Origin of the sequence: Paenarthrobacter sp. 2TAF44, assembly GCF_052114885.1 — a bacterium.
Lineage (GTDB): Bacteria > Actinomycetota > Actinomycetes > Actinomycetales > Micrococcaceae > Arthrobacter.
Window position 1 is genome coordinate 220131 of the sequence record NZ_JBFRFP010000001.1, and the last position, 21826, is coordinate 241956.

General features: G+C 60.7%; 20 protein-coding genes. 7 read left to right on the top strand and 13 right to left on the bottom strand.

The window, feature by feature from the left end:
• Positions 1-196 precede the first annotated feature (196 nt).
• The 11 genes from AB4Z15_RS00945 to AB4Z15_RS00995 all read right to left on the bottom strand — a co-directional run bounded on the left by AB4Z15_RS00945 (position 197) and on the right by AB4Z15_RS00995 (position 10488).
• Positions 197-1816 (bottom strand): FAD-dependent monooxygenase, encoded by a 1620-nt coding sequence (locus AB4Z15_RS00945; RefSeq protein ID WP_442015628.1) that lies wholly within the window; start codon positions 1814-1816, stop codon positions 197-199.
• On the bottom strand, positions 1813-2733 hold the full coding sequence (locus tag AB4Z15_RS00950; protein ID WP_431115047.1) for an SDR family NAD(P)-dependent oxidoreductase: 921 nt from the start codon (positions 2731-2733) through the stop codon (positions 1813-1815). The genes AB4Z15_RS00945 and AB4Z15_RS00950 overlap by 4 nt, the downstream gene beginning before the upstream one ends.
• Positions 2726-3355, bottom strand: a complete 630-nt coding sequence (locus tag AB4Z15_RS00955) for a nuclear transport factor 2 family protein (RefSeq protein WP_442015629.1) — start codon at positions 3353-3355, stop codon at positions 2726-2728. Before AB4Z15_RS00955 ends, AB4Z15_RS00950 begins: the two co-directional genes overlap by 8 nt.
• Positions 3356-4549, bottom strand: a complete 1194-nt coding sequence (locus AB4Z15_RS00960; RefSeq protein ID WP_442015630.1) for an acetyl-CoA C-acyltransferase — start codon at positions 4547-4549, stop codon at positions 3356-3358. It lies immediately after the preceding gene.
• Between the two features lie 43 nt (positions 4550-4592).
• On the bottom strand, positions 4593-5336 hold the full coding sequence (locus tag AB4Z15_RS00965) for an NADPH-dependent F420 reductase (protein WP_442015631.1): 744 nt from the start codon (positions 5334-5336) through the stop codon (positions 4593-4595).
• Positions 5337-5410: 74 nt separating this feature from the next.
• Positions 5411-6334, bottom strand: a complete 924-nt coding sequence (locus AB4Z15_RS00970; protein ID WP_442015632.1) for an SDR family NAD(P)-dependent oxidoreductase — start codon at positions 6332-6334, stop codon at positions 5411-5413.
• Positions 6335-6378: 44 nt separating this feature from the next.
• Positions 6379-7155 carry an SDR family NAD(P)-dependent oxidoreductase gene (locus tag AB4Z15_RS00975; protein ID WP_442015633.1) on the bottom strand — a complete coding sequence of 259 codons (777 nt, stop codon included), beginning with the start codon at positions 7153-7155 and terminating at the stop codon, positions 6379-6381.
• On the bottom strand, positions 7155-8105 hold the full coding sequence (locus tag AB4Z15_RS00980; RefSeq protein ID WP_431115042.1) for an isocitrate lyase/PEP mutase family protein: 951 nt from the start codon (positions 8103-8105) through the stop codon (positions 7155-7157). Before AB4Z15_RS00980 ends, AB4Z15_RS00975 begins: the two co-directional genes overlap by 1 nt.
• A complete protein-coding gene (locus AB4Z15_RS00985) occupies positions 8102-8623 on the bottom strand; it encodes a cupin domain-containing protein (RefSeq protein WP_431115041.1) in 522 nt (173 codons plus the stop codon). The genes AB4Z15_RS00980 and AB4Z15_RS00985 overlap by 4 nt, the downstream gene beginning before the upstream one ends.
• A gap of 50 nt (positions 8624-8673) precedes the next feature.
• Positions 8674-9876: an LLM class flavin-dependent oxidoreductase gene (locus tag AB4Z15_RS00990; protein ID WP_431115040.1), complete on the bottom strand. Its 1203-nt coding sequence runs from the start codon at positions 9874-9876 to the stop codon at positions 8674-8676.
• 75 nt (positions 9877-9951) lie between these two features.
• Complete coding sequence (locus AB4Z15_RS00995; RefSeq protein ID WP_431115039.1) at positions 9952-10488, bottom strand: flavin reductase family protein; 537 nt, start codon at positions 10486-10488, stop codon at positions 9952-9954.
• A gap of 261 nt (positions 10489-10749) precedes the next feature.
• Here AB4Z15_RS00995 and AB4Z15_RS01000 point away from each other — a divergent pair, with 261 nt between their 5' ends.
• The gene (locus tag AB4Z15_RS01000; protein ID WP_431115038.1) at positions 10750-11796 is read left to right on the top strand and encodes a helix-turn-helix domain-containing protein; all 1047 of its coding nucleotides are present in this window, start codon (positions 10750-10752) and stop codon (positions 11794-11796) included.
• On the opposite strand, the gene AB4Z15_RS01005 is transcribed toward AB4Z15_RS01000, so the two are convergent.
• Together AB4Z15_RS01005 and AB4Z15_RS01010 are read right to left on the bottom strand one after the other, a co-directional pair.
• Complete coding sequence (locus tag AB4Z15_RS01005; RefSeq protein WP_442015634.1) at positions 11793-13586, bottom strand: glycoside hydrolase family 15 protein; 1794 nt, start codon at positions 13584-13586, stop codon at positions 11793-11795. The genes AB4Z15_RS01000 and AB4Z15_RS01005 overlap by 4 nt on opposite strands.
• 65 nt (positions 13587-13651) lie before the next feature.
• Positions 13652-13804, bottom strand: a complete 153-nt coding sequence (locus AB4Z15_RS01010) for a hypothetical protein (RefSeq protein WP_431115036.1) — start codon at positions 13802-13804, stop codon at positions 13652-13654.
• A 264-nt stretch (positions 13805-14068) separates the two neighbouring features.
• On the opposite strand from AB4Z15_RS01010, the gene AB4Z15_RS01015 reads away from it, so the two are divergent.
• From AB4Z15_RS01015 to AB4Z15_RS01040, 6 genes are all read left to right on the top strand, one after another.
• A complete protein-coding gene (locus tag AB4Z15_RS01015) occupies positions 14069-15085 on the top strand; it encodes a helix-turn-helix domain-containing protein (RefSeq protein ID WP_442015635.1) in 1017 nt (338 codons plus the stop codon).
• A 214-nt stretch (positions 15086-15299) separates the two neighbouring features.
• The gene (locus AB4Z15_RS01020; protein WP_442015636.1) at positions 15300-16751 is read left to right on the top strand and encodes an MFS transporter; all 1452 of its coding nucleotides are present in this window, start codon (positions 15300-15302) and stop codon (positions 16749-16751) included.
• A gap of 86 nt (positions 16752-16837) precedes the next feature.
• Positions 16838-17914: a sugar ABC transporter substrate-binding protein gene (locus AB4Z15_RS01025; RefSeq protein ID WP_442015637.1), complete on the top strand. Its 1077-nt coding sequence runs from the start codon at positions 16838-16840 to the stop codon at positions 17912-17914.
• Positions 17915-18061: 147 nt separating this feature from the next.
• Positions 18062-19159, top strand: coding sequence for a sugar ABC transporter substrate-binding protein (locus AB4Z15_RS01030; RefSeq protein WP_442015638.1), 1098 nt, complete (start codon positions 18062-18064; stop codon positions 19157-19159).
• Between the two features lie 78 nt (positions 19160-19237).
• Positions 19238-20806, top strand: a complete 1569-nt coding sequence (locus AB4Z15_RS01035; RefSeq protein ID WP_442015639.1) for a sugar ABC transporter ATP-binding protein — start codon at positions 19238-19240, stop codon at positions 20804-20806.
• On the top strand, positions 20803-21819 hold the full coding sequence (locus AB4Z15_RS01040; protein ID WP_442015640.1) for an ABC transporter permease: 1017 nt from the start codon (positions 20803-20805) through the stop codon (positions 21817-21819). Before AB4Z15_RS01035 ends, AB4Z15_RS01040 begins: the two co-directional genes overlap by 4 nt.
• The last annotated feature ends 7 nt before the right edge of the window (positions 21820-21826 follow it).

Below are 21826 nucleotides of genomic sequence, written 5' to 3' on the forward strand. Positions count from 1 at the left end.
TCTCCTTATTTCTGTGATTGAGCCATGAGTCGCGCTCCATAAGGCCGTCCGGCCAGCGCGTCTAAACTCTCGTAATATGAACTGTATATACAAATAGCGCGAGTTCTCAATAGTCGTTGGCAAAAATCCGCGCGAGGAATAGCGTTTCGAGCCTGCCTTGGACTTGCCGGCGGCGGCAGGTCCAACTCTGCCGGAATCATGCGGCAGTCCTCCGGCCGGTGTAAGCGAGCAGGGCGGCGTCCAGCGTTGCCGGGTCCTCGCTGTCCAACCGCGCCAGCACGTGCCCATCGGGCCGTACAAGGATGGCCTCGTCCCCGTTTACACGGTAAGCAGCCGCCCACTCGGCCTCTGCAGCGTCAAAGTCACCTGAGGGCCCGAACGTCACCAAGTGGTATGGAATGCCACGGATGTCTGCGCGCCGCGCTGCCTCCCTTGCTGGCTCCGAACCGGAGCGCGCGAGGATGGTCAGTTCGCGTCCGAACAAATCAAGCGTTGAAGCAGTTTCCTCGGCGTTGAGCCACACGTGCGGGGCGCGTTCACCCACGGCAGCAGTTGGCGTGAAGGTTCCCACCGGCCAGCCGGCATCCGGCGAGGTGGGTCCCGCTACCGCTCCACGGTTATAGCGGAATCCGATGTCCAGGCCAGGGTGTACAAAGTTTTCCGGCCGGAAGGAGCGGGGGCCTTCATCGGCGTTACCCACAATGGATCGGAAGTTGCGGACGGATTCGGCCATATTAAACACTGCAACGGGCCGCCGCTCCACTTCGTAGGTGGCCAGGAGTGCAGGATCAGCCCAGCCCTTGAGGACGGCTGCCAGCTTCCATGCGATGTTGTGGACGTCCTGAATGCCGGTGTTTTGGTTGAAGCCGCCGTATGGAGGCATGACGTGCACGGCGTCTCCCGCGAGCAGGATCCGGCCGGACTGGTAGCTGTCAGCGACCCAGGCGCCCACAGTCCAGGTCCGGGCGTCCATTAACTCCACCGACTCGTGAGGATCGCCGATCGCGTCCCGTATTTGCGTCGTCCAGTCAATGTCCTCGAAGGGCACCCTGTCCATGACCAGTGGGCGGCCCAGCATCGCTACCCGATCGGTCGCGTCAACGGGAGCGATCACGACAGCGCCGATGGTCTCTGGATTATCGAGATAGATAAAGCTGGACGGATCGCCCGTGCGCCGCTGGATAACAGGCGAACGGAACAGCACGCTCACCGCAGTCTGCAGGTCCTGATCGCCCGTCGTCCCGATCCCCAGGGCAGTGCGCACCTGGCTGGCGGCGCCGTCGGCCGCGATGACATATTTTGCGGCAACGTCCACAGAGCCATCATCATCGGCTATGGACACGAGGACTTCTGTCCCTGTGTCCTTAACCGTCGACACCGTCCTTCCGAACTCGATCGTGACCGTGTCCTCTGCCTGGGCCGCGTCAACGAGGATGGGCTCAAGGGCGTCCTGTGAGCACAGCACCACATCCAAGGTCTCCGGACCGAGGCTGGTGTCGGCGGGGCCGTCAGCACCGCTGCTGGTGACTACAGAACGCCACGGTGATACGGCATCGCTTCCCAGCAGGCGCCGTGGTCCGCCAGGAAGTGCCGCAGCCCGTACTTCTTCCGCGAGACCGAGTTCGCGAAAAACCTCCATGGTGCGGCAACTGACCGCACGGGACCTGGGGTGGCGCGACCGCTCGGTTCGTCGCTCGACAACGAGGGTGTCGACGCCGAACCGCCCCAGGAGGATCGCCGCCGAAAGTCCCACCGGACCAGCTCCGATAATCAGGACGTCGACGCTGCGCTTCGCGGGTTCATTCCGCTCGTTCACTGGCTGACTCCTGCAAACTCCGTCAGTTCTGGCTCCGTGATGCGGGAATCCATGTACGTCAGTTGGCCGCACGGCTGCATCCTGGCGCGCAGGACGTCATCGAACGCAGCGCTGACATCAAGGGGCGTCCATGACTCGCGGGTGAGGGCGGAGTCGACGACGGCCGGGTGCGAAAGCAGCATGAGGTCATGCCCGTTCGCAAAACGGACCACTTGGCCGTTTACTCCCTTGCTGAGGTCGGACAGGAGATAAAGCACCACTGGAGCGTTTGTGGACGGCGGCGGTGCGATGGGGTTTCCGCCGAAGAACTTCGTGTACGCCTCGGTGCCGGCCGTCATCATCGGTGTGTCGGCATGGGGTGCCATGGCGTTTACCCGGATATCTCCGCCTTCGGCGCCGAACTCGGTTGCCCAGGCGAAAGTCAACGAGGCGATCGCCGCCTTGGCTGCGGCATAAGCACTCATCATCCGGAGACCTACAACCGCGCCCGAGGTCACGTTGACGATCGATCCGCGTCCCTCCATGGCGGCAAGGCCATGGACTGACATGAAGTAGGTACCACAGACGTTGATGTCCACATGGCGGCGGATGTGCTCCTGGGTCTCCTCCCCGGCCGTCACCGTCTCCAAGTAACCGGCGTTGTTTACCAGGCCGTCAAGTTTCCCGAAGCGTTCTACCGCCGCCGAGACAAGCCGCTGGCAACTGTCCCAATCGGTGACGTCGGCCGCGACGGCTAATGCTTCGCCGCCCTCCCGATTGATCGCCTCCGCCACAGCCTCGGCACTTTCGGCATTAATGTCCGAGACGACGACGCGGGCACCTTCCGCTGCGGCCGCGTGTGCATAAGCCTCGCCGAGGCCGCGACCGGCGCCGGTAATGAGGATGTGCTTTCCAGCGAGGATTTGGTCGCTAGTCATTGAAATGCTCCTTTGCATTCGTGGTCTGGACAGGGGATGCTTTTCCCCAATCCGTGGCATAGATCGGGTCGTGCGGATAGCGATCGCCGAAGTTCGACGTGGGTGGGATGCCAAACAGCTCGGCTACGTCCGCTTCCGGACCGAGCCGTTGCGCCCCGTCCCAGACGCAAGTCCTCGCGAGCACCTTCCACTCCCCTTGGCGCCGCTCACAGAGATCCCGGTAACGGCCAAAAAGCAGGTCCGTAGGGCCGCCGTCGGCTGGAACCGTACGGTAGATGAACGCTGTTTCACGCTTGGCTTCGTTGCCGTTGAGGTCGATGAGTATGTTGGTCACGTAGTGGCTGGCCTTGTGGGAGGACTCCCGCCGCAAGGAATAGGCCCAGTCGCAGAAGTCATGGGACAGGCCCATATACATGCCATGATCCTCAGTCGCCTCAGGCCAGTAGGTGGACTTCATCAGGTCCAGTTCCTTCCGGTCCATGCCCCGGCAATAGCGGATCATGTTCTCGTTCAGCTCCTGCTTGGCGACCAGGACACGCAGTTGGTCCAGCTCGGCAGCCCAGTCCACCGTTTTGCCGGTGTTCGGCGTAGCCTCCTTCATGGGCTCAATTACTCCAGTCATCTAACGGGTCCGGGACAGGAGCAGCGCCTCGCCCTGGCCGCCTCCACCACACAGTGCCACAGCAACTTTGCCCCTTTCGCGGCGCTGCAGCTCGTAGACAGCGGAGACAACCACGCGCGCCCCGGAGGCGCCAATGGGGTGTCCGAGAGCGATGGCGCCGCCGTTCACGTTGACCTTGTCCATCGCAATTCCGAGCTGCGCAGCTGAGTGGAGGGCTACGGACGCGAACGCTTCGTTGATCTCCACGAAATCCAACTCTTCTACGGTCCAGCCCGCGGCTCCGAGCGCTTTCGCAATGGCTTGCGCTGGTTTGTCCGGCAGGGATGTGTCGGGGCCGGCAATCTGTCCATGAGCTGCGAGCACAGCCCAGATCTCCAGGCGATGGGTCTCTGCGTATCCGCGCGTGGTAAGGACGACGGCGGCAGCACCATCAGTGAGCGGCGATGCGTTGCCTGCCGTTACGGTACCGCCAGGGGAAAAAGCTGGCCGGAGTTTGCTGAGGGACTCCGCATTGCTGTCCGGACGGACACCCTCGTCCATGCCTGCCAATTCAGCCGTTCCCCGCCGACGCGGCACTTTGACCGGAACAATTTCCGCATCAAAGTACCCTGCGCTCTGGGCCGCTGCTGCCCGTCGATGGGAGTCTGCAGCGGCCTTGTCCTGCTCGGCACGAGCGATGCCGTGTACGTCATTGGCGCGGTCAGTATTAAGGCCCATGGACTCGTGGTCGAAGGCATCGGTTAGCCCGTCATGGGCAACAGAGTCCGACAGCACGGCATCTCCGTACATCTGCCCGGCGCGCGAGCCGGGCAGCAGATGCGGGGCATTGCTCATTGATTCCTGTCCGCCTGCGATGACTACTTCCGCTTCGCCAAGCTGGAGTAGCCGACTGGCTTCGATGATCGCGCTCAGTCCGGACAGGCATACCTTGTTAACGGTGACAGCGTGGGCATTGAGCGGTATGCCGCCCGCTACAGCTGCTTGCCGTGCAGGGTTCTGGCCAGCGCCCGCCTGGATTACCTGTCCCATGAGAACAGCGTCAACAGCATCCGCACTGATGCCTGCCCTGCCCAGGGCGGCAGCGATCGCAGCGCCGCCGAGCTCGACGGCGGACAACGCGGCGAGCTGACCCATCAACCGGCCCTGGGGAGTCCGGGCAGCCCCAACGATGACGATATCTTCCTTACGGTTCATTGATGCTCCTTGGCCCTGGGGCTGCTGGCGAATAGTCACGGGTTTAGCTGTAGAGGGCCCGGTGAAGTCGAACAAGGTAATCGGTGGTGACATCCGAATAGTTCGGGAAGCGTTCTGTAATGGCAGCAAGAGCGATGTCGCGTCGGTGTGGGCTCCGCGCCTTATCGGCTGAAGCAAGGGCGTGGGGTATCTTCTGGCGGGTGAGATCGGTGCAGTAGCTGGGGGATCCGGGCTGCTGGCGCCAAGACTCGGCCAGGGATCCGGCGTCGACCGCGTCAAAGCCGGTTTCCTCGACGAGGGCCATTGCCACCGTTTTGTCGTGGTCGCGGTCCGCGGCCACGGGGATCGCGATCCGATCGGGATCGCCGTCGTCACGTCCATAGGCCTCGAAAGACCCAGCCGTAATGGCGTTCCAGGCCTTGGCCACGGGACGCCCGAGCTGCTGGGTGATCCAGACGCTTTCGACCATCCCGTTTTCCAGGGCATCCACCCGTCCATCACGTACTGGGTAGTAGTTGGACGTATCGACGATGACCGCGTGGGCCGGGAGGTCCTCGATAAGGGTTTTGACCTCCGGCATCCGGCTGAGCGGTATGGACGTGATGAGGACATCGACGTCGGTGGCGACGCTGCTTGCCTCTACTGGCTTGGCTCCCGCCGCCACAATGTCCGAACTGATGGTTTCAGGGCCGCGGGAATTAGCAACCTTCACATCATGGCCAGCTCCACTGAGTTTGCGGGCGAGTGTCGCTCCGATTGATCCTGCTCCTACAATGCCGATCTTCATGAGAATCCTTGTCTTGTTTGTGAGCCGGTTCCGGCCTTGAACTTGCCCCTACGTGGTAATTGATGCCGCGACCGTCACCGCGAAACGTCCGCTGCGTCGACTGGGAGCACCGTGTCCAATTCGGGCGCCAAGTACACCATCTGGTCGCGGAACGACTCGCTCGCATTGCGGAATTCCCGCAGCTCGCCGCCCTTCATGAGCGCCTCCCCGCTGTCGGCCCAACTCTCGGGCGTAGGTGATTCGACCTTCATTCGCGGCATGCCGGCAATGGCCACGCGACCGGCAGCGACTCCGGCAATCTCGAACGTTTCGCCGAAGACTGTAGTGTCCTGGTGCGCCAACCACGTCACGAACGCAGACACAGAGCTCGCCGGAACATTGGTGCGCATGGCGTCCTTGACGACGGGATTTGGGAAGGCGTCCTCCGTCATTGGTGTCAAGGCAACCGGCATCAGGGTGGTGACTTGAACTCCCACCTCACGGGCCTCGGCCGCGAGGGTAATACCCAGACCCCAGATCGCGGCCTTGGCAGCGTTGTAGGCCGAGTCCGTCGGCACGCCCATGACCCCGTTCGACGAAATATTGATAAGCCGGCCACTGCCGGAGGCAATGAGGTGCGGCATGGCGGCACGTGAGACTCCGACCACGCCCTTGACGGCCACATCGAAGATGCGCCACCACGTCTCGGGCTCCATCTCCCAGAAACGGCCGAAAGCGTTGATCCCGGCGTTGTTCACGACGATGTCGAGCTGCCCAAAGGAGTCCAGTGCGGTCTGGACTATGTCAGCCGCGTTCGTGACAACGTTATTGCTGTCAACCACTGCCATACCGCCGGCGTCAGTAATTTCGGCCACGGCCGCGGAGGCGTTCGCCACGTTGACATCGTTGACAACGACGCGGGCCCCGCGGGAGGCGAGCATCTTTGCGTGCTCGCGGCCCATTCCCTGTCCGGCACCCGTGACAATTGCCACCCGGCCCTTGAAATCAAGATTGTTCATTTTTCAGTTACTCCATTTCTTGTGGAAGCCGGCAGGCGTTGCCATTACTTTCCAGCCAGCCAGCCGCCGTCGACCGCCAGGGAAATTCCGGTAACCATGCGGGCTTGTTCCGAGCAGAGCCACACAACCGCATCTGCCTGGTCCTCGGGTTCAGCCAGCCCGCGCATCGGAATCGCCGACAGGATCCTTTCCCGGAATTCGGGCGGGTTCTGCTCGAAGGCGTTCTTCATCATGGGACTCGTCGTCGACCCCGGCGTGAGAGCGTTAATACGGATGCCCAAGGGCCCATAATCAATGGCCGCGTTCCTCGTCATCCCGACGACGCCGAACTTCGAGGCCGTGTACGGCGCGTTGTTGGCGATGCCGATCAAGCCCGCAGCAGAAGCTGTGTTCACGATCGCGCCACCTCCGGTCTTCAGCATCGCGTTGACTTCGTGCTTGAGGCAGTAGAAGGTGCTGTAGAGGTTCACCTTCATGACTCGATCCCAGGTCTCGCTGTCAGTCTCCCCAATAGGTGCGAAGACACCGTTCATCCCTGCATTGTTGAAAGCGAAATCCAGCTGCCCGAAGTTCGACACGGTCGCGTCGACGAGGCCTTTGACCTGCTCCTCATCGCTGACATCGCACTGGAAGAAGACAGCCTTTCCACCGGATTCCGTGATGAGATCCACCGTTTCGCGCCCGGAGGCCTCATCAATATCGGACACCACTACGCGCGCGCCATTCTTCGCGAACGCCAGGGCACCTGCCCGGCCAATGCCCGAGCCCGCACCGGTGACGAGACCGGCTTTGTCCTTCATCATCTCTTTCTCCTCATTCATTAGTAGTTCTCTCCAACATGGACGTTGTTGTCATAATCACGGCGCGCCTCCTGCGGGAGGAACCTGTCCTCGGTTTCACGCACGTAGTCGGTGAGGGGACGGCCCAACATTGCGCCCCAGCCGATGCTGTCCGGGCCCTCATTCAGGTGGTCGATGTACTCCCCGATGGGTGTGGCCTCGCCTGATTCCTTGACCTCCATGAGCAAGCGCCATACCTCTTTAACCCCCGGAAGCACGAAGGCCACAGGCTGGATCGCCTGGCCGAGCGCTGTCATCTCGGCGACGGTCTTACGGCCGATCAACGGAACTCCGACGGCGTAGGCGGGCCCGGGTGTCTCCTTCAGCGCGAGTTCGGCCTGCTCCCAGGTATGGAATCCCTCGTAGAAGATGACGTCCGCACCGGTCTCGGCCTTGTAGAGTTGCGCGCGGCGGATCGCCTCGTCCACGCCACCGCCGGCGGCACCATAGCCGTCGGTGCGGGCAACGATAACGAAATCGCTGTCCAATTTGTCGCGGGCATCGACGGCGGCATTCAGTCTTCCAATAGCCTCGGCATCCGAAACCAATTCGATCCCGGCTACGCCGCCTGATTTCTTGGGCTCCCGCTGATCCTCAATGTGGATTCCGGCGACGCCGGCATCAATGAACTCTGACACTGTGCGTTGCACGTTGATCGGTGCACCGAAGCCAGTATCGGCGTCGCAATAGATCGGAATGTCAGCGGCGCGGGCGGTACGTTTTGCATGCTCAACCACTTCGGTCAGGGTGAGCCATCCAGTGTCGGAGACGCCCTGCCACCAGGCCGACATGCCGCCGGAGAGCTGGAACGCGTCGAAACCTGCATGCTGCGCCATCTGTGCGTGGAGTGGCAAGGCACCGAACGGCACCAGGGCCGTCTGGGGACTGTCGAAGACGGCACGCAGCGCCTTGCCCGGTGAGGTCAGACTCATGATGCCACCTCAGGGGTGTTGAAACCCACAGTTACCACGACGTAGACGCAGTCTTCGTCGTACGGGTTCTTCCAGGCATGGGGCACCCCGGCCATGACTAGCAGGTCTCCCGGCACGAGCGTCCGCTTCTTCCCACCCGGGAGAACGAGGTCAACTTTGCCCGAGATAACCACCTCGTAGTCGATGGTGTCGCTCGCGTGCATCCCGGCGTCGCCGTCGTCGTCGGTGGCGTTCATGCTTTCGTCCAGCGTCTCTGCGTCCACCTCCCCGGAAGAGTGTGCAGGGAAGCTGCTGATACCGAAGGTGGATCCGTTGGGTCCAGCCAAGGCCACCTTGCTTGGTGGGGCGCCGATGTTCGTTTTGCTGTGGCCCCCGTCAACAGCCCAGTAAAAGGCACCCGCTGCCACGCCGGGGAAGTCGAACTCGGCGGCCGGGCCGACTTCGAGAAAGTCGGCCTCGCCAGCTTCGTTCGGTCCCGCGACGACGAGTTGGAATTTTTTGGGATCAGGAAAAGTCATCTGTGTTCACTCCTTCGTGGATGGACGCTTCGCGGTTGGGCGCTTAGTGGTCAGGCGCGCAGGCCCGCCTCGCGCATCAGCGGGAAGACTTGCTCGTTCAGCCGGTCAAGGCCCTCGTCATAGTCGACGAGGCCGGTGCAGATGCCCGTGATGCCCGAGGCCTGCAACTTCTGCAGCTCCTCGACGACCATCTCGGGAGTACCAGTGATGGGCATAAGCGCCGCGCGGCCAAAGGCCCTCACGGACTCGTCACGCTTGTAGTCCTCGGACTGCTTGTACTCATCCCAGTTGAAGCTCTGCGTGCCGCTGCGAATGATCTCGCGATAGCGAAGCGCGCTCTCCCAGTCAGTGTTTTCCGTGACGTAGTCCGCGTAGGCGCGTGCTTCCTTCTCGGTGTCCTTGACGATGATGTGCGCGCCAGCCCACAGGCCGAGATCCTCGCGTCCAGCGGCGTCGGCTTTCTGCCGCAGTTTCGGTGTCAGCTCGCCACTGTGTTCGACGCTGGCAACCGACGCGAACAGGACGTTTGCGTGCTTGAAGGCGAACTCCTGCCCTGCTGGGCTCGAACCGGCGCTCATCACCATCGGGCGCGGGGACTGCACGGGCTTCGGGTGCGCCTGCGCGCCCTTCAGATTGAAGAACTTGCCGTCGAAGTCGAACTCCTGCTCCTCGTTCGCCCACAGCCGCTCGGCGATCTCAATCCACTCGTCGGCGAGCTCGTATCGCACATCGTGCTCTGGGAGTTCGACGCCGAAGATGTCGTACTCGGGCTTGAAGTAGCCCGCTGTCACGTTCAGCCCCATGCGACCACCACTGATGTGGTCAATGGTTGTCACCATTTTCGCGCCCATCACGGGGTTGATGAACTGCACGTTGCAGGTGGCGATGATCTGAATGTTCTGCGTCACCGCGGCGATACCTGCCGCCCAGGTGAACGTCTCGAACTGACGACCCCAGGGCCGGTCGGGACCAGCGAGCCCCTGCCAGCGAGCGATGGGGATGAATCCGTCCAAGCCGTACCGGTCCGCCTTTTGCGCGAGATGCTGCACCTCGCCCCAGTTGCCAAGCTTGATGGAGTTCTCGGCGAAGTTCAGGCCGCCTTGGCCAGTGGACACGTTCGCCCCGAAGATCGCGACCTTGAAAGCGTTGTCGCTTCCGACCATCGGGCCCTTGTCACGCTCGACTGTGTAATCCGCGACGAAGTCGCGATCAACGGCTTGGTCGGTGGAAGTTTCGTTGGATGCGATGCTCATAATCGCCGTCCTTTCGGGAAGATTGAAATTGGGTGCAGAAGGGGTTGGAATCGCTATGACCGGCAGGGTCACGTTTCAGATTTGGGATGCATCCCCAAGGACGTGCCAGGTCCGGTTGTGATAGACCAGCGGGTCCGCGGGCGCTGCCTCACTTGAGAGCGCCGGAGAAGCCTGAAGCGCCTCGACCGCCACGATGGTGGACCCTCCGGCGGCCATCGAGTTGATGATCCTTCCCCGGATCCAAGTCTGGGCCTGCACAAAGTAGGGCTCCCCCGACTCGAGACGGGACCAGAGAGAGGTGTCAGCAAAGCGATCGATCCCGCTGGTGGCGCAGAGTTTGGCAATGTCCACCTGATCAGCGCCCAATAGATGCACGACGACGGTGTCTGCAGCCAGAATGGTCGGGGTACTGGAGGAAAATTCCGATACTGAGAAGGCCAGAATGGGGGGTTCGGCACTGGCGGAAATGACAGACGTTGCCGTCAGGCCGACAGGCCCGTTGCCCGCATCAGCGGTGATGACAGCAACACCACCGGGATGGTTGCGAAACGCCGCCTTGAATTCGTCGGCAGTGACTGCAGGTTCAAGGCTTTGGGTGATGGATAAGCTCACCGGATCTCCTTTGATATCAGTTCGCCGGCTTCACTGCCGGCCCTTGCTTAGGGCTTCAACGTTAGGTGCGCAGGTGAGGTAGGCGGCATGGCAAGACATGCCAAACAGATGGGAAACTGCGTCAGGCTGGGGCCTCTTGTGAATACATGGCATGGGATGCAAAGCTGGTGACGTGCTTCACATGCTGCGCCGCTGCGGCCCCTCGCCTCGCGAACCTGAAATGCTGGAGCGCCTCTTCGTCAACGGTGAAAGGGGGCGGCAGTGAAACTAAGCTCCTACCAGAATCTGCGGCTACCGAACTTCAGCGTTCACGGACTCTGCGCAGTGTTGAAGGACGCGGATCTTGATTGGCAAACTGCGCTCAGAAACGCAGAAATCGACCCCGATGCCATAGACCGCCCGGGAGGCACTATTCCCGCCAAGAAGGAGTTGGCCTTCCAACTACAATTCGTGGCACTCACAAAGGATCGCGTCGACCTTTGGATTAAGGCTGCACAAGCCTACACACTGGGATCCTTCGGAATTCGCGGATTGGCCCTCGCTACCGCACCGACTATCGGGGCCTGGGTAGAAGCTGGCAGTTCGACAGACTACGCCCCCGGCCTGATGGAAATCAGGCCCCTCCGGACATTGGATGGCACAGTGACTGGCATGGAGTTCACTTACCCCGATACCCCTGAGGAGCTCATCCCGTTCAGCGTCTACCGCGATTTCTGCGTCGTTGCCCGAACTTTCACGTGGATGTACGGCGGCCCTTTCCCTTTTACCCAGGTCGAATTCCCTCTCGCAGAAGCCTCCCCCCAGGTTCTCCCCTACGTCCCCTGCCCCATCGACTGTGGCTCCGATGCACTGCGAATCTGGTGGGATCCCGCAACATCGGTCCAGGAGCTCCCGTTCGGAAACGCCTTCCAGCACGAAGCGTGGCTTAAAGCGGATCACCAGATTCTTGACGACCTCAGGGCGACCGGCGACTGGCCCGAAACTGTCATGAAGATTATTAGGGCCGCGCCCGAACTCAACCGCAAACTGGCAAATGTGGCAGCAACCCTTCGGGTCTCCCCGCGCACCTTGCAACGCAAGCTCGAACTAACCGGTGACGACTTTGCCCAACTCCGGGATAAGGCCCTCCGTGACCTCGCCGCCGATCTGCTCTCGAAAACGGACCACTCTGTGGCACGGATATCCCGTACCCTGGGCTACACAGACCCAACGAGCTTCACCATCGCCTTCAAACGATGGAATGGGATGCCACCGACGGCCTACAGGGAAGCATCCCGATACAAGAACAACGCGGGTTCCACGGCTTAGACGCTTTCGCTGTGCATGGCGTCTGCGGCGCGTATGAGGGCCAGGTGGGAAAAGGCTTGTGGAAAGTTTCCCGCCATGCGTTTTTCGTTCATTGAATATTCTTCGCTCAGCAGACCGAGGTCATTGCAAAGTCCCACCAGGGCGCCCATCAGGTTCTTGGCGTCTGCCCGTCGGCCTGAGCGTGCGTACTGTTCCACCAACCAGAAGGAACAGGCAAGGAATGGATGTTCTCCGGGCGCCAACCCGTCGACGCCCGTCTCAGTGCGGTAGCGCATCAGGAATCCATCAGAGGTGAGTAGCTCCTTCTCCAGCTGGGCGACGGTTCCCAACATCCGCTCGTCGTCGTAGGCGAGAAAGCCTACCTGCGGCAAAACCAGCAGGGCCGCGTCCGTCGCCTCACCACCGTAAGTCTGAGTGAAGGAATTAAGTTCACGGTTGAATCCGAGATCCGTTATTTCTACGGCGAGCCGATCCCGATGCCGCTCCCAATCCTCCAGCGGCCCAGGCAATCCGTGGTCCCGGACAGCCCGTACCCCGCTGTCATAGGCCGCCCACATCATGACCCGGGAGTGCGTGAAATACTGCGGTGCGCCGCGCATTTCCCACAATCCCAGGTCTTTGTCTTCGAAGTGTTTGTCCACGGAACCAAGAAGGGCGCGCTGCAAGGCCCAGGAGAAATGATCTTCCTTGCCCCCGGCCAAGCGAAGCCTCTCCAGTACCACCATCACTTCCCCCACGACGTCGGCCTGATGCTGGGAGACGGCTGCATTGCCGATTCGAACGGGTCTGGCGTCCTGGTAGCCCGGCAGGTGCGGGAGTTCCTTTTCTGTCAGGTCCCGTTCGCCCCCTACGCCATACATTATTTGCAGGTCTTCCGGATCGCCGGCCAGCGCACGCAGAAGCCAGTTGCGCCACTTCAGGGCTTCGGATTCATAGCCGTGCGTCAGCATGGCTTCAAGTGTCAACGATGCATCTCGAAGCCAGCAGTAGCGGTAGTCCCAGTTGCGTGGTCCGCCAAACTCTTCCGGCAGGGAAGTGGTGGGAGCGGCCACAATGCCGCCCGTCTCATAGTGGGTCAAGGCACGTAAGACCAGAAGTGATCGCTTGACTGCATCCTGATGCGGCCCGTCGTAGCGGCAATTGGCCGCCCACGTCGTCCAGTAGTGGATGGCGTCGTCCAGGGCTGCATCAATGTTGATGGCCGGCGGCACGTCCTGGTAGGAGGGGAACCATGTCAGGTGAAAGTCCACATTCCGTCCCTGCTCAACCGTGAACTCCCCCGCATGCCGGTGGTCTTCGGCCTGTGGAAGAAAGTCGCCCCGCAAAGACAGAGCATCCGGGCCGGACATTGCGAGAAGTATTTCGGCGCCGGGGTCGGCGCTGTCGCGGATCCTGCTTACCCAAGGCAGGACGGTGGCATACTGGGGCCGAATTCTTATCTCTTGGTGCATGGGAACTGTCCCGCTGAGTCCAGTGACCCGCCGGACGAGTGATGGATGGGCGGCACCAACCGGCATAAAGTCCGTCACCAGGACCTTTCCCGAATTCGTCTGCCACGTTGTCTGGAGTACGAACGTCGACTCCATATAGTGACGGTCCACCACAACTGCCTCCGGAGGACTCGGGGCCAGCAGCCACCGGCCATGGTCTTCATGCCCGAGCAGGGAGGCAAAGAGCGACGGCGAGTCGAAACGCGGGAAGCAGAGCCAGTCAACACTGCCCTGGCGGGAAACAAGGGGTCCAGTGTGGAGATCCGAAAGCAGCGCATAATCCTCAATCGGGGCAGCCATGCTTCACTCAATCACAAGATGAATGATCCCCATAGGCTTTTGCGGCTGTGGCTTCGAAGGCAGGATCAATTACCGTGCTTGGGAGTTCGCTGGCCTGGTGTGCAGATAAAGAACTGAGGCTGGGCGACCGGTGCAAACGGAACGATGAGCCACTGGTTGCCGTAGAGCTCCACGTAGGAGTCGGAAGGGCAGAGTGTAAAGGCTTCTTCGCGTGTCATCTCGTTCCCTCTCTTTGTTGGGTTGTTTGTTCGGCTCCACTGCGGAGCCTTGGTTAGCTTCAACGTTAGGAGCCTTCAGCGTCGGCCGGCATGACAGGCGACGCCAAGTAGATGGGAAACCGCGCCAAACGTCACCTCGTGTGCGTTTCAGCCCCGCCGGAGGTGCAAAGCTACTGACATGACTTCACGAGGCTTCTGGTACTCGGATTATGACTGCGGCAGAGGGTGGCGACGGTGAAAGGCGGAACATATCAGAACCTGCGCGTGCCAAACTTCAGCGTGCACATACTGCGGGGGCTGCTTGAGGATGCGGATTTGGATTGGCAAACTGCCCTGGCGAATGCGGAAATAGACCCCGACGCGGTGAACCGCCCGGGAGGTACTATTCCTGCCAGGAAGGAGCTGGCCTTCCAGCTTCAGTTCGTTGGTCTTACAGGAGATCGTGTGGATCTCTGGGTGCGGGCCGCACGTGCCTACTCACTTGGCTCCTTCGGAGTTAGAGGATTGGCCCTCGCTACTGCACCTACCATCGAGGCGTGGGTTGATGTTGCAAGTACCACTGACTATGGCCCTGCCCTGTTCGAGTTAACGTCTCTGAGGACAGCGGATGGCGCGGTAACGGGGATGGAGTTCACCTACCCCGATGCCCCGGAAGAGCTGATCCCCTTCAGCGTTTACCGCGACCTCTGTTTCATTGCCCGAAACTTCACATGGCTCTATGGCAGCCCCTTCCCCTTCACCCGGATTGAATTCCCTCTCCCGGAAGCCTCCCCCGAGCTCTCGAGCAACGTCCCCTGCGGCATTGAATGCGGCGCCGAAACACTGCGGCTATGGTGGGACCCCGCAACGTCTGCACAGGAACTTCCCTTTGGTAACGCCTTTCAGCACGCGGCATGGATCAAGGCGGATACCCAGATTGTCGATACTCTAAGGGCGACCGGAGACTGGGCCGCCACTGTCGCCAAGACCATACGGACTGCGCCCGAGCTCAACCGCAAACTGGCAAATGTGGCCGCAACACTTCGGGTTTCCCCCCGCACCCTGCAACGCAAGCTCGAACTTACTGGGGATGACTTCGCCCAACTCCGGGACAAGACCTTGAGTGATCTCGCCGCCGATTTACTCTCGAATACGGATCTTTCGGTAGCGCGGATATCGCGCAGGCTTGGCTATACAGAGCCTGCCAGCTTCACCATCGCCTTTAAGCGGTGGAAGGGGATGCCACCGACGGCCTACCGGGAAGCTTCCCAGTACAAGAGCAAGGTCAGCTCCGGGGCCTAGGCCTGCTCCCACCGGTCTCTTGAACGCTCCTGATCCTCACGTGACCCGCGACACACCTTGGCGTACATTCCCATGTGGACGGCGTTGATTGCCGTGCCGGGTCGGGGCCGGCCCACCTTACCGTTGAAGCCTACGCAGGCCCGGCAAAGAAGCAGGGTTCTCTGCGGTCAGGAACGACTCCAGCGACTGCTGGTTACATACAAGGTGATCAAAGATGACACAAACAACATTGGTCGAGTCCCGCACTGGCCAAAGCACAGCAATAATTGCCCTGCTCCTGTTGAGCGGCATAACACTTGACATCCAATACGGAATCCTCGCTCCGCTCATTGGGGTGATTGCGACCGAGTCAGGACTAACGGGTTCGGAGATCGGCTGGGTCCTTAACGCTCTGATGATGGGGAGCGTGATCTCCGTTAGCCTGACCGCCCGGATGGGTGACATTTTCGGGCATCGTAAAGTTCTCATCACGCTAATAGTCCTGGCACTGTTGGGATGCGCCCTGGGTGCCACCGTCCATGGCTTCTTGCCTCTGGTCGCCGGCCGGTTCCTGATGGGCCTCGCTGTCACGATTCCGCTTAGCTGGGGTTTGCTGCGTCCACGGGCTACCGCCCGCCAAATCCGACTGGTCTCTCTGGTGCTTTCGACGGTGATGGCGGTCCTCGTACCGCTAGCACTGATTGCCGGCGGCCTGATCATTGGATTGGGTTTGCCCTGGGAGACCGTCTTTTGGGTGACTTTCGCTTTGTATGCAGTGATGCTGATCCTCGCCCTGATGTCACCTGAAACGCCCGTGGCAGCCCGCGCTGTTGTTCAGCTGGACTGGTTCGGCGCGCTGGGGCTGGGCGTTTGGGTCACGGCACTCCTGATCGGAATTGCTGAAGGGCCCGGCCAGGGCTGGACATCACCGTTGGTGCTGGGTTCATTCCTGCTGAGCGCAGTGACATTGGCTGCTTGGATCGTTCAGCAGCGACGCACCCAGGAGCCCCTGGTGTCATTCCGCAACATGGATATCCGCCAGACCCTCATCGGTTACTCCGGAATCCTCTTGATCAGCTTGGTAGGACAGGGCATATTTATCGTGCTGCCGGCATGGCTGCAGACGCCGGTCTCCTCCGGGTACGGCCATGGCCTCTCTGCACTGGATTCCTCGTACGTATTGTTGGCCATGATTCCCGGAGCTGCGCTGGGATACCTCTGGACCCGGTGGGGTCTGCGGCGCCTGGGACCGAAGACGGTTCTGGTCATTTCCGGATCGGCTGCGGTCCTTGTCTTCCTCGGGCTCGCCCTGGCCCAAGGCCAAGTCTGGTTGTCGTGGTTGTGGGTCTTCCTCTACGCACTCACGATCCTCAGCTGCCTGACCACTGGATACACCCTCGTTGCAGCCGCCGGTCGCCAGGACAACATGGCAACGACCGTTGGCATGCAAAACATCATCCAGTTCGTCGGAGCGATGATTGCAGTCGCAGTTATCTTGAACGTGCTGGTTCCCGGCCCCGACGGATTCATTCCGCAGGCAACGTTTGCTGGCATCTACATCGCATCGGCCGTGATTATTGCTGCTTTCGTACTCATCTGGGCGGTGCTGGCACCTAAGCGCATCACCGATCTGCATGCAGTCGACACAGAGACCGATCCCACGAAGGTCCATGCTGTTAGCCACTAAGAGCCTGATCAGCAAAGCCGACGGATATGAGGTCTGGATGACCTACAAGTGGGAAACCGCGAAACGCGAGGAGAAAAATGCGAACAATGAAGTCGCGAATGATGTTGACCGCAGGCTCGACGGCGGTGCTGCTGGCCCTGGCTGGCTGCGCTCAAGGCCCGAGCAGTCAAGGCCCCGCTGACACTGTCGCAATCGATGTCGGCAACAATATGAAGGTCAACCTGAAGACAAGCCCCAATCTCAAGGTCGCCGTCTTTATCCCGGGAGTCGCCAACGCATACGGCCAGGCACAAGAGCTTGCCGCAAAGGAGACGGCCAAGAAACTCGGCATGGACATGACATTGTTCGACGGCGGCTATAACCCGAGCCAACAACTCAACCAAATGCAGACCGCGCTCGTATCCGGGGGCTATGACGCTGCAGTCGTGCAGGCCCTCGACGGCACAGTAGTCTGCAAAACCCTCACCGAGGATTACCCCAAGGCCAACATTCTTGTGGTGAACAACGTCACCCCATTGTGCGACTACGGCACAAATCAGACCGGCAAGTCAGTTGAGGAGGTCTGGGCGCCGGGCACGATGAACTTTGTAGGCAGCAACAACACCCGCGCTTACATCGACGGCTGGTTCTCCGCGGCAGCAAAAGCAAACCCCGGAAAGCAGAACGTTGTTGCTGTACTTGGTCCTGCTGTCGCTGCCCAAACGCGCGTGATTGAGGTTGCCCTGGCGAAGTTCGCTCAGGAGAACCCCGAGTACACGGTGGATAAGATCTACACCGATTACACGACTACCGGCACGTTCAATGAGACCCAGACTTACCTGCAAGGCCACGCGGACACCAGCCTCATCCTGTCCATGTACACGCCGGATATTTCACAGGGAATCGTCAAGGCCGTAGAAGACGCAGGCCTTCTTGGAAAGGTCCACATTGTTGACCAGGGTTTCGGCGACTTCTCAATCGAACAGATTGAGGCGGGAAATATCCAGTTCTCAACGCTGTTCTTCCCTTACAACGGCATAAAGGTATCCCTGGAAAGCATCGCTGCGGCTCAACGCGGAGATGCGGGCCCTCGTTTTGTGGATGACTCGGTCATCGGCACTGCAAGCAGCCCTTTCACCATCACGAATGGCACGATCTCCCAGCTTCCCGCCGAACTACGCTAGCCGCGCAGATCGCCTGGAGGACCGCTGTCGGGGCGTACACCATAACGCCGGCCGCCCCTATCAAGAGCGCGAAGCAATGAAGCTTCGCGACACATCACATGCACCCGGGCCGTCTTCGGCGCCGGGCACGAGGTAATCAGGAGAATTATGCGTACAACGAAGTCGCTGGTCATGTGGGCTGCTGGATCTACGGCGGTGCTGCTGGCCTTGGCCGGTTGCGCCGGGAACGACGCCGGTAAACCGGGCAGTCAGGGCCCGGCCGGCACGGTCGCAATCGATGTCGGCAATGACATGACGGTCAACTTGAAGACCGGCAAGGGCCTTAAGGTCGCCGTTTTTATCCCGGGTGTTGCCAATGAGTTCGGGCTGGAGCAGGAGCGGGCAGCGAACGCGACCGCCAAGGAACTTGGTATGGACATGACCTTGTTCGACGCAGGCTATGACCCGAACAAGCAGCTCAACCAAATGCAGACTGCGATGACCTCCGGAAACTTCGATGCAGCAGTAGTAATGGCCCTCGACGGCGTGATGTCCTGCAAGCTCCTCACCCATGACTTCGCGAAGGCCAACATCCTTACGTCGATTTCGGGCTCACCCCTGTGCGACGACGGCAAAAACCAGACCGGCAAGTCGGTTGACGACGTCTGGGCTCCAGGCACACTGAACTTCGTGGGCAGCAACACCACCCGCGATTATGTCGACGGCTGGTTGGCGGCAGCAGCAAAGGCCAACCCCGGCAAGCAGAAGGTCATTGCTGTTCTTGGCCCCGCAGTCAACACCCAGACCCGCGTCACAGAAGCCGCACTGGCAAAGCTCACAGCCGACAACCCCGGCTACTCGGTCGAGACGATCTACACGGACTGGACGACGACCGACGCCTACAACAAGACCCAGACCTACTTGCAGGGCCATCCTGACACCACCCTCATCATGTCTGCGTCTTCGCCCGACCTCACGCAGGGCGTCATCCAAGCCGAAAAGGACGCCGGCCTGTCGGAGAAGGTTCACGTTGTGGACATCGGCTTCGGCAAGTTCCAGATCCAACAATTGGAGGCCGGTACGGTACAGCTCTCCACAATGCTGTTCCCTTTCAACCAAATGAAGGCAAACCTCAACTCCATTGCCGCTGCGCAACGCGGGGACGCCGGCACACGCTTTGTGGATGACTCGGTCATTGGCACTGCAAAGAATCCCTTTGTAGTCACAAAGGAAACGATTTCACAACTGCCCGCCGAGCTACGCTAGCGCGGCAGCTCACCAGCCTGGGGCTGGGCGTCGTTCGCTCGAACGCCGCCCAGCCCAACATAGAAAGTAGAACTGGCAATGGAGCCTTCGAAATCGGACCCGGTTATCGCCGTCGCACTTAAAGCGGTGTCGAAGACCTACGGTGCCACACGCGCATTAATCGATGTGGACGTTGAGATCCATGAAGGAACGGTACATGCACTGATCGGCGAGAACGGAGCGGGCAAGTCCACGGCCTTGGGCGCTATCGCCGGTCGCGTCGACTATGACGGGGGTGTCGTCGAAGTCTTCGGTGAACAAGTTGAACCGGGGAACCTTCGCGCTGCACGCCGGAGCGGTGTCTCGGCCATCTACCAGGAACTGACGATCATCCCGCATCTGGATGCAGCAGCGAACGTTTTTCTCGGGTCCGTCCTGTCCCGGTTCGGAGTTCTCTCCGCCGCTGAGATGCGACGCAAATACGTCCAGCTGTGTGCCCAGCTGGAGGTCCAGCTCGTTCCGGCTGGCGTGCCCGTCGGCACCCTGTCAGTGGCCGAGCAGCAGTTGCTTGAGATCATGCGGTCGCTGGTGGTGGATCCTCGCGTCATCCTCTTCGATGAGCCGAGCGCGTCCCTGGCCGTGGAGGAGCGGGAAGCCCTGTATAGAGCGATCGAAGGATTGCGTAAGCGCGGCGTCACCATCGTGATTGTCAGTCACAACTTCGATGAAATCGAACGGCTGGCCGACAGAGTCACGGTATTCCGCAATGGCCGGGCCATCGTCACGAGCGGCCGGGGAGAGAGTTCGCGCGCCGAACTCGTGCGGGCGATGCTTGGCGAGCAGCGAGGTGACCAAACCCTTGGCCGGGTGCTGATGGACAAGCCGGCCGGTACCCACCAGAAATCGATTGACCCGTCTCTCGCGCCCGTCCTTGAAGTGGTCGGTCTTACTGTGCCGGGGGTCATAGAGAACATCGACCTGGAAGTGAAGCCAGGCGAGATACTCGGCATTGCCGGTCTTGTAGGCTCAGGCCGCTCGACGTTGCTGAGGGCGATTGCCGGCGCGGAACCGACTGCCCGGGGAACCATCCGCCTGTCGGGGGCCCAGTCCCCCTGGCCGCGAACAGTTCGAGCGGCCCGCAAGCTGGGAATCGGTTTGATCCCGGAAGACCGTAAGGGGCAGGGCCTGGTCATGCCCCGAAATGCCGCGGACAACATTGCCCTGTCCAATCTTGGCGCAGCCTCATCAGGCGGCGTAATTGGGCGAAGGAAACTGCGTGCCATGGTTGCCGAGGCTGCCTCGAAGCTGAACTTCCCGATAGCCCGGCTGGGTGAACGGAGCGACCGGTTTTCCGGCGGCAACCAACAGAAGCTCTTGATGGCACGGTGGTTGTACGACCGCCCGAAAGTGCTCCTCGCTGACGAGCCCACACGCGGTATAGACATCGGCGCCAAGGGCGAGTTGCTTGAGAGCCTGCGCAAAATGGCGGACGACGGCGTCGGCGTCATCGTGGTCTCATCCGAACTCGAGGAAGTGCTGGCCGTTTCGGACCGTGTACTCGTCGTCGCCAAAGGCCAAAGCATGGGCTTGCTGGAGCGAAACGGCGATCAAGAGATCGCCATGGAAGACGTACTGAAAGCTGCATTCGGATTGAAGGAGAACGTATGAGCGCCACCATCGACAGGGGCACCAGCCCGGATAACACCGTTGCTCCCCCTGTCACGAGAAAGAGAAGAGTCAATCTACGGGAGAGAGCAGCGAGCCTCGGGATGGTCTGGGTGCTCATCATCCTCGTGATGACGGCGATCAGCCTCAATCCTCGCTTCCTCAACCCAGGAAACCTCGTCAACATCCTCACCCAAAATGCACCTGTCGGCATTATCGCCGTTGGGATGACGTTCATTATTATCGCCGGAGGTTTCGACCTTTCGGTGGCCGCTGTACTGGCCATCGGCGGAGTGTCTTACGCAACGCTGTCTCACATGATGCCTGCGGGTCTGGCGATACTCATCACGCTGGTGATCGGATTCCTTCTTGGCCTGATCAATGCCCTCCTCATCACAAAAGCGAAAGTGAACGCGTTCATCGCTACTCTCGCTACAGCCTCATTGTTCAGCGGGCTGACCTTGCTGTTCACGAACTCCAAACCGGTTCCCATGGCAGCAGGCGGCTACGACTTCCTCTCGGACAAGGACTTCCTGGGGGCGCCGCTCTCCGTCTGGCTGCTTGCTGTCCTCGTAGCGGCAGGATGGTTCGCACTTTCCAGAACCGTGTACGGCCGGGGCATCTACGCGATCGGCGGCAACAACGAAGCCGCACGGTTGGCCGGACTGCCCGTGGTGTCCCTCCGGGCCAGTACCTACGTGCTGACAGCGATGCTGGCAACCCTCGCGGGAATCGTCCTGGGGTCGGTCATCGGCGTCGGACAGCCAGGCGTGGCCGTTGGAGTCACGCTTAACTCGATCGCGATCGTCATCATCGGCGGAACTTCATTGCTCGGCGGAGAAGGCGCCATGTGGCGAACACTCGTCGGCATCCTGATCTTTGGGACTATCAACAACGTCTTTGACATCCTGGCATTTCCGCAGGCAACACAAGAGGTGGCCCTTGGTGTGATCGTGCTCGCCGCCGTCTCGCTGGACGCCTACACACGGTCTCGGAAGCGGTCAGGAGAAGCCTGAGCTGTCT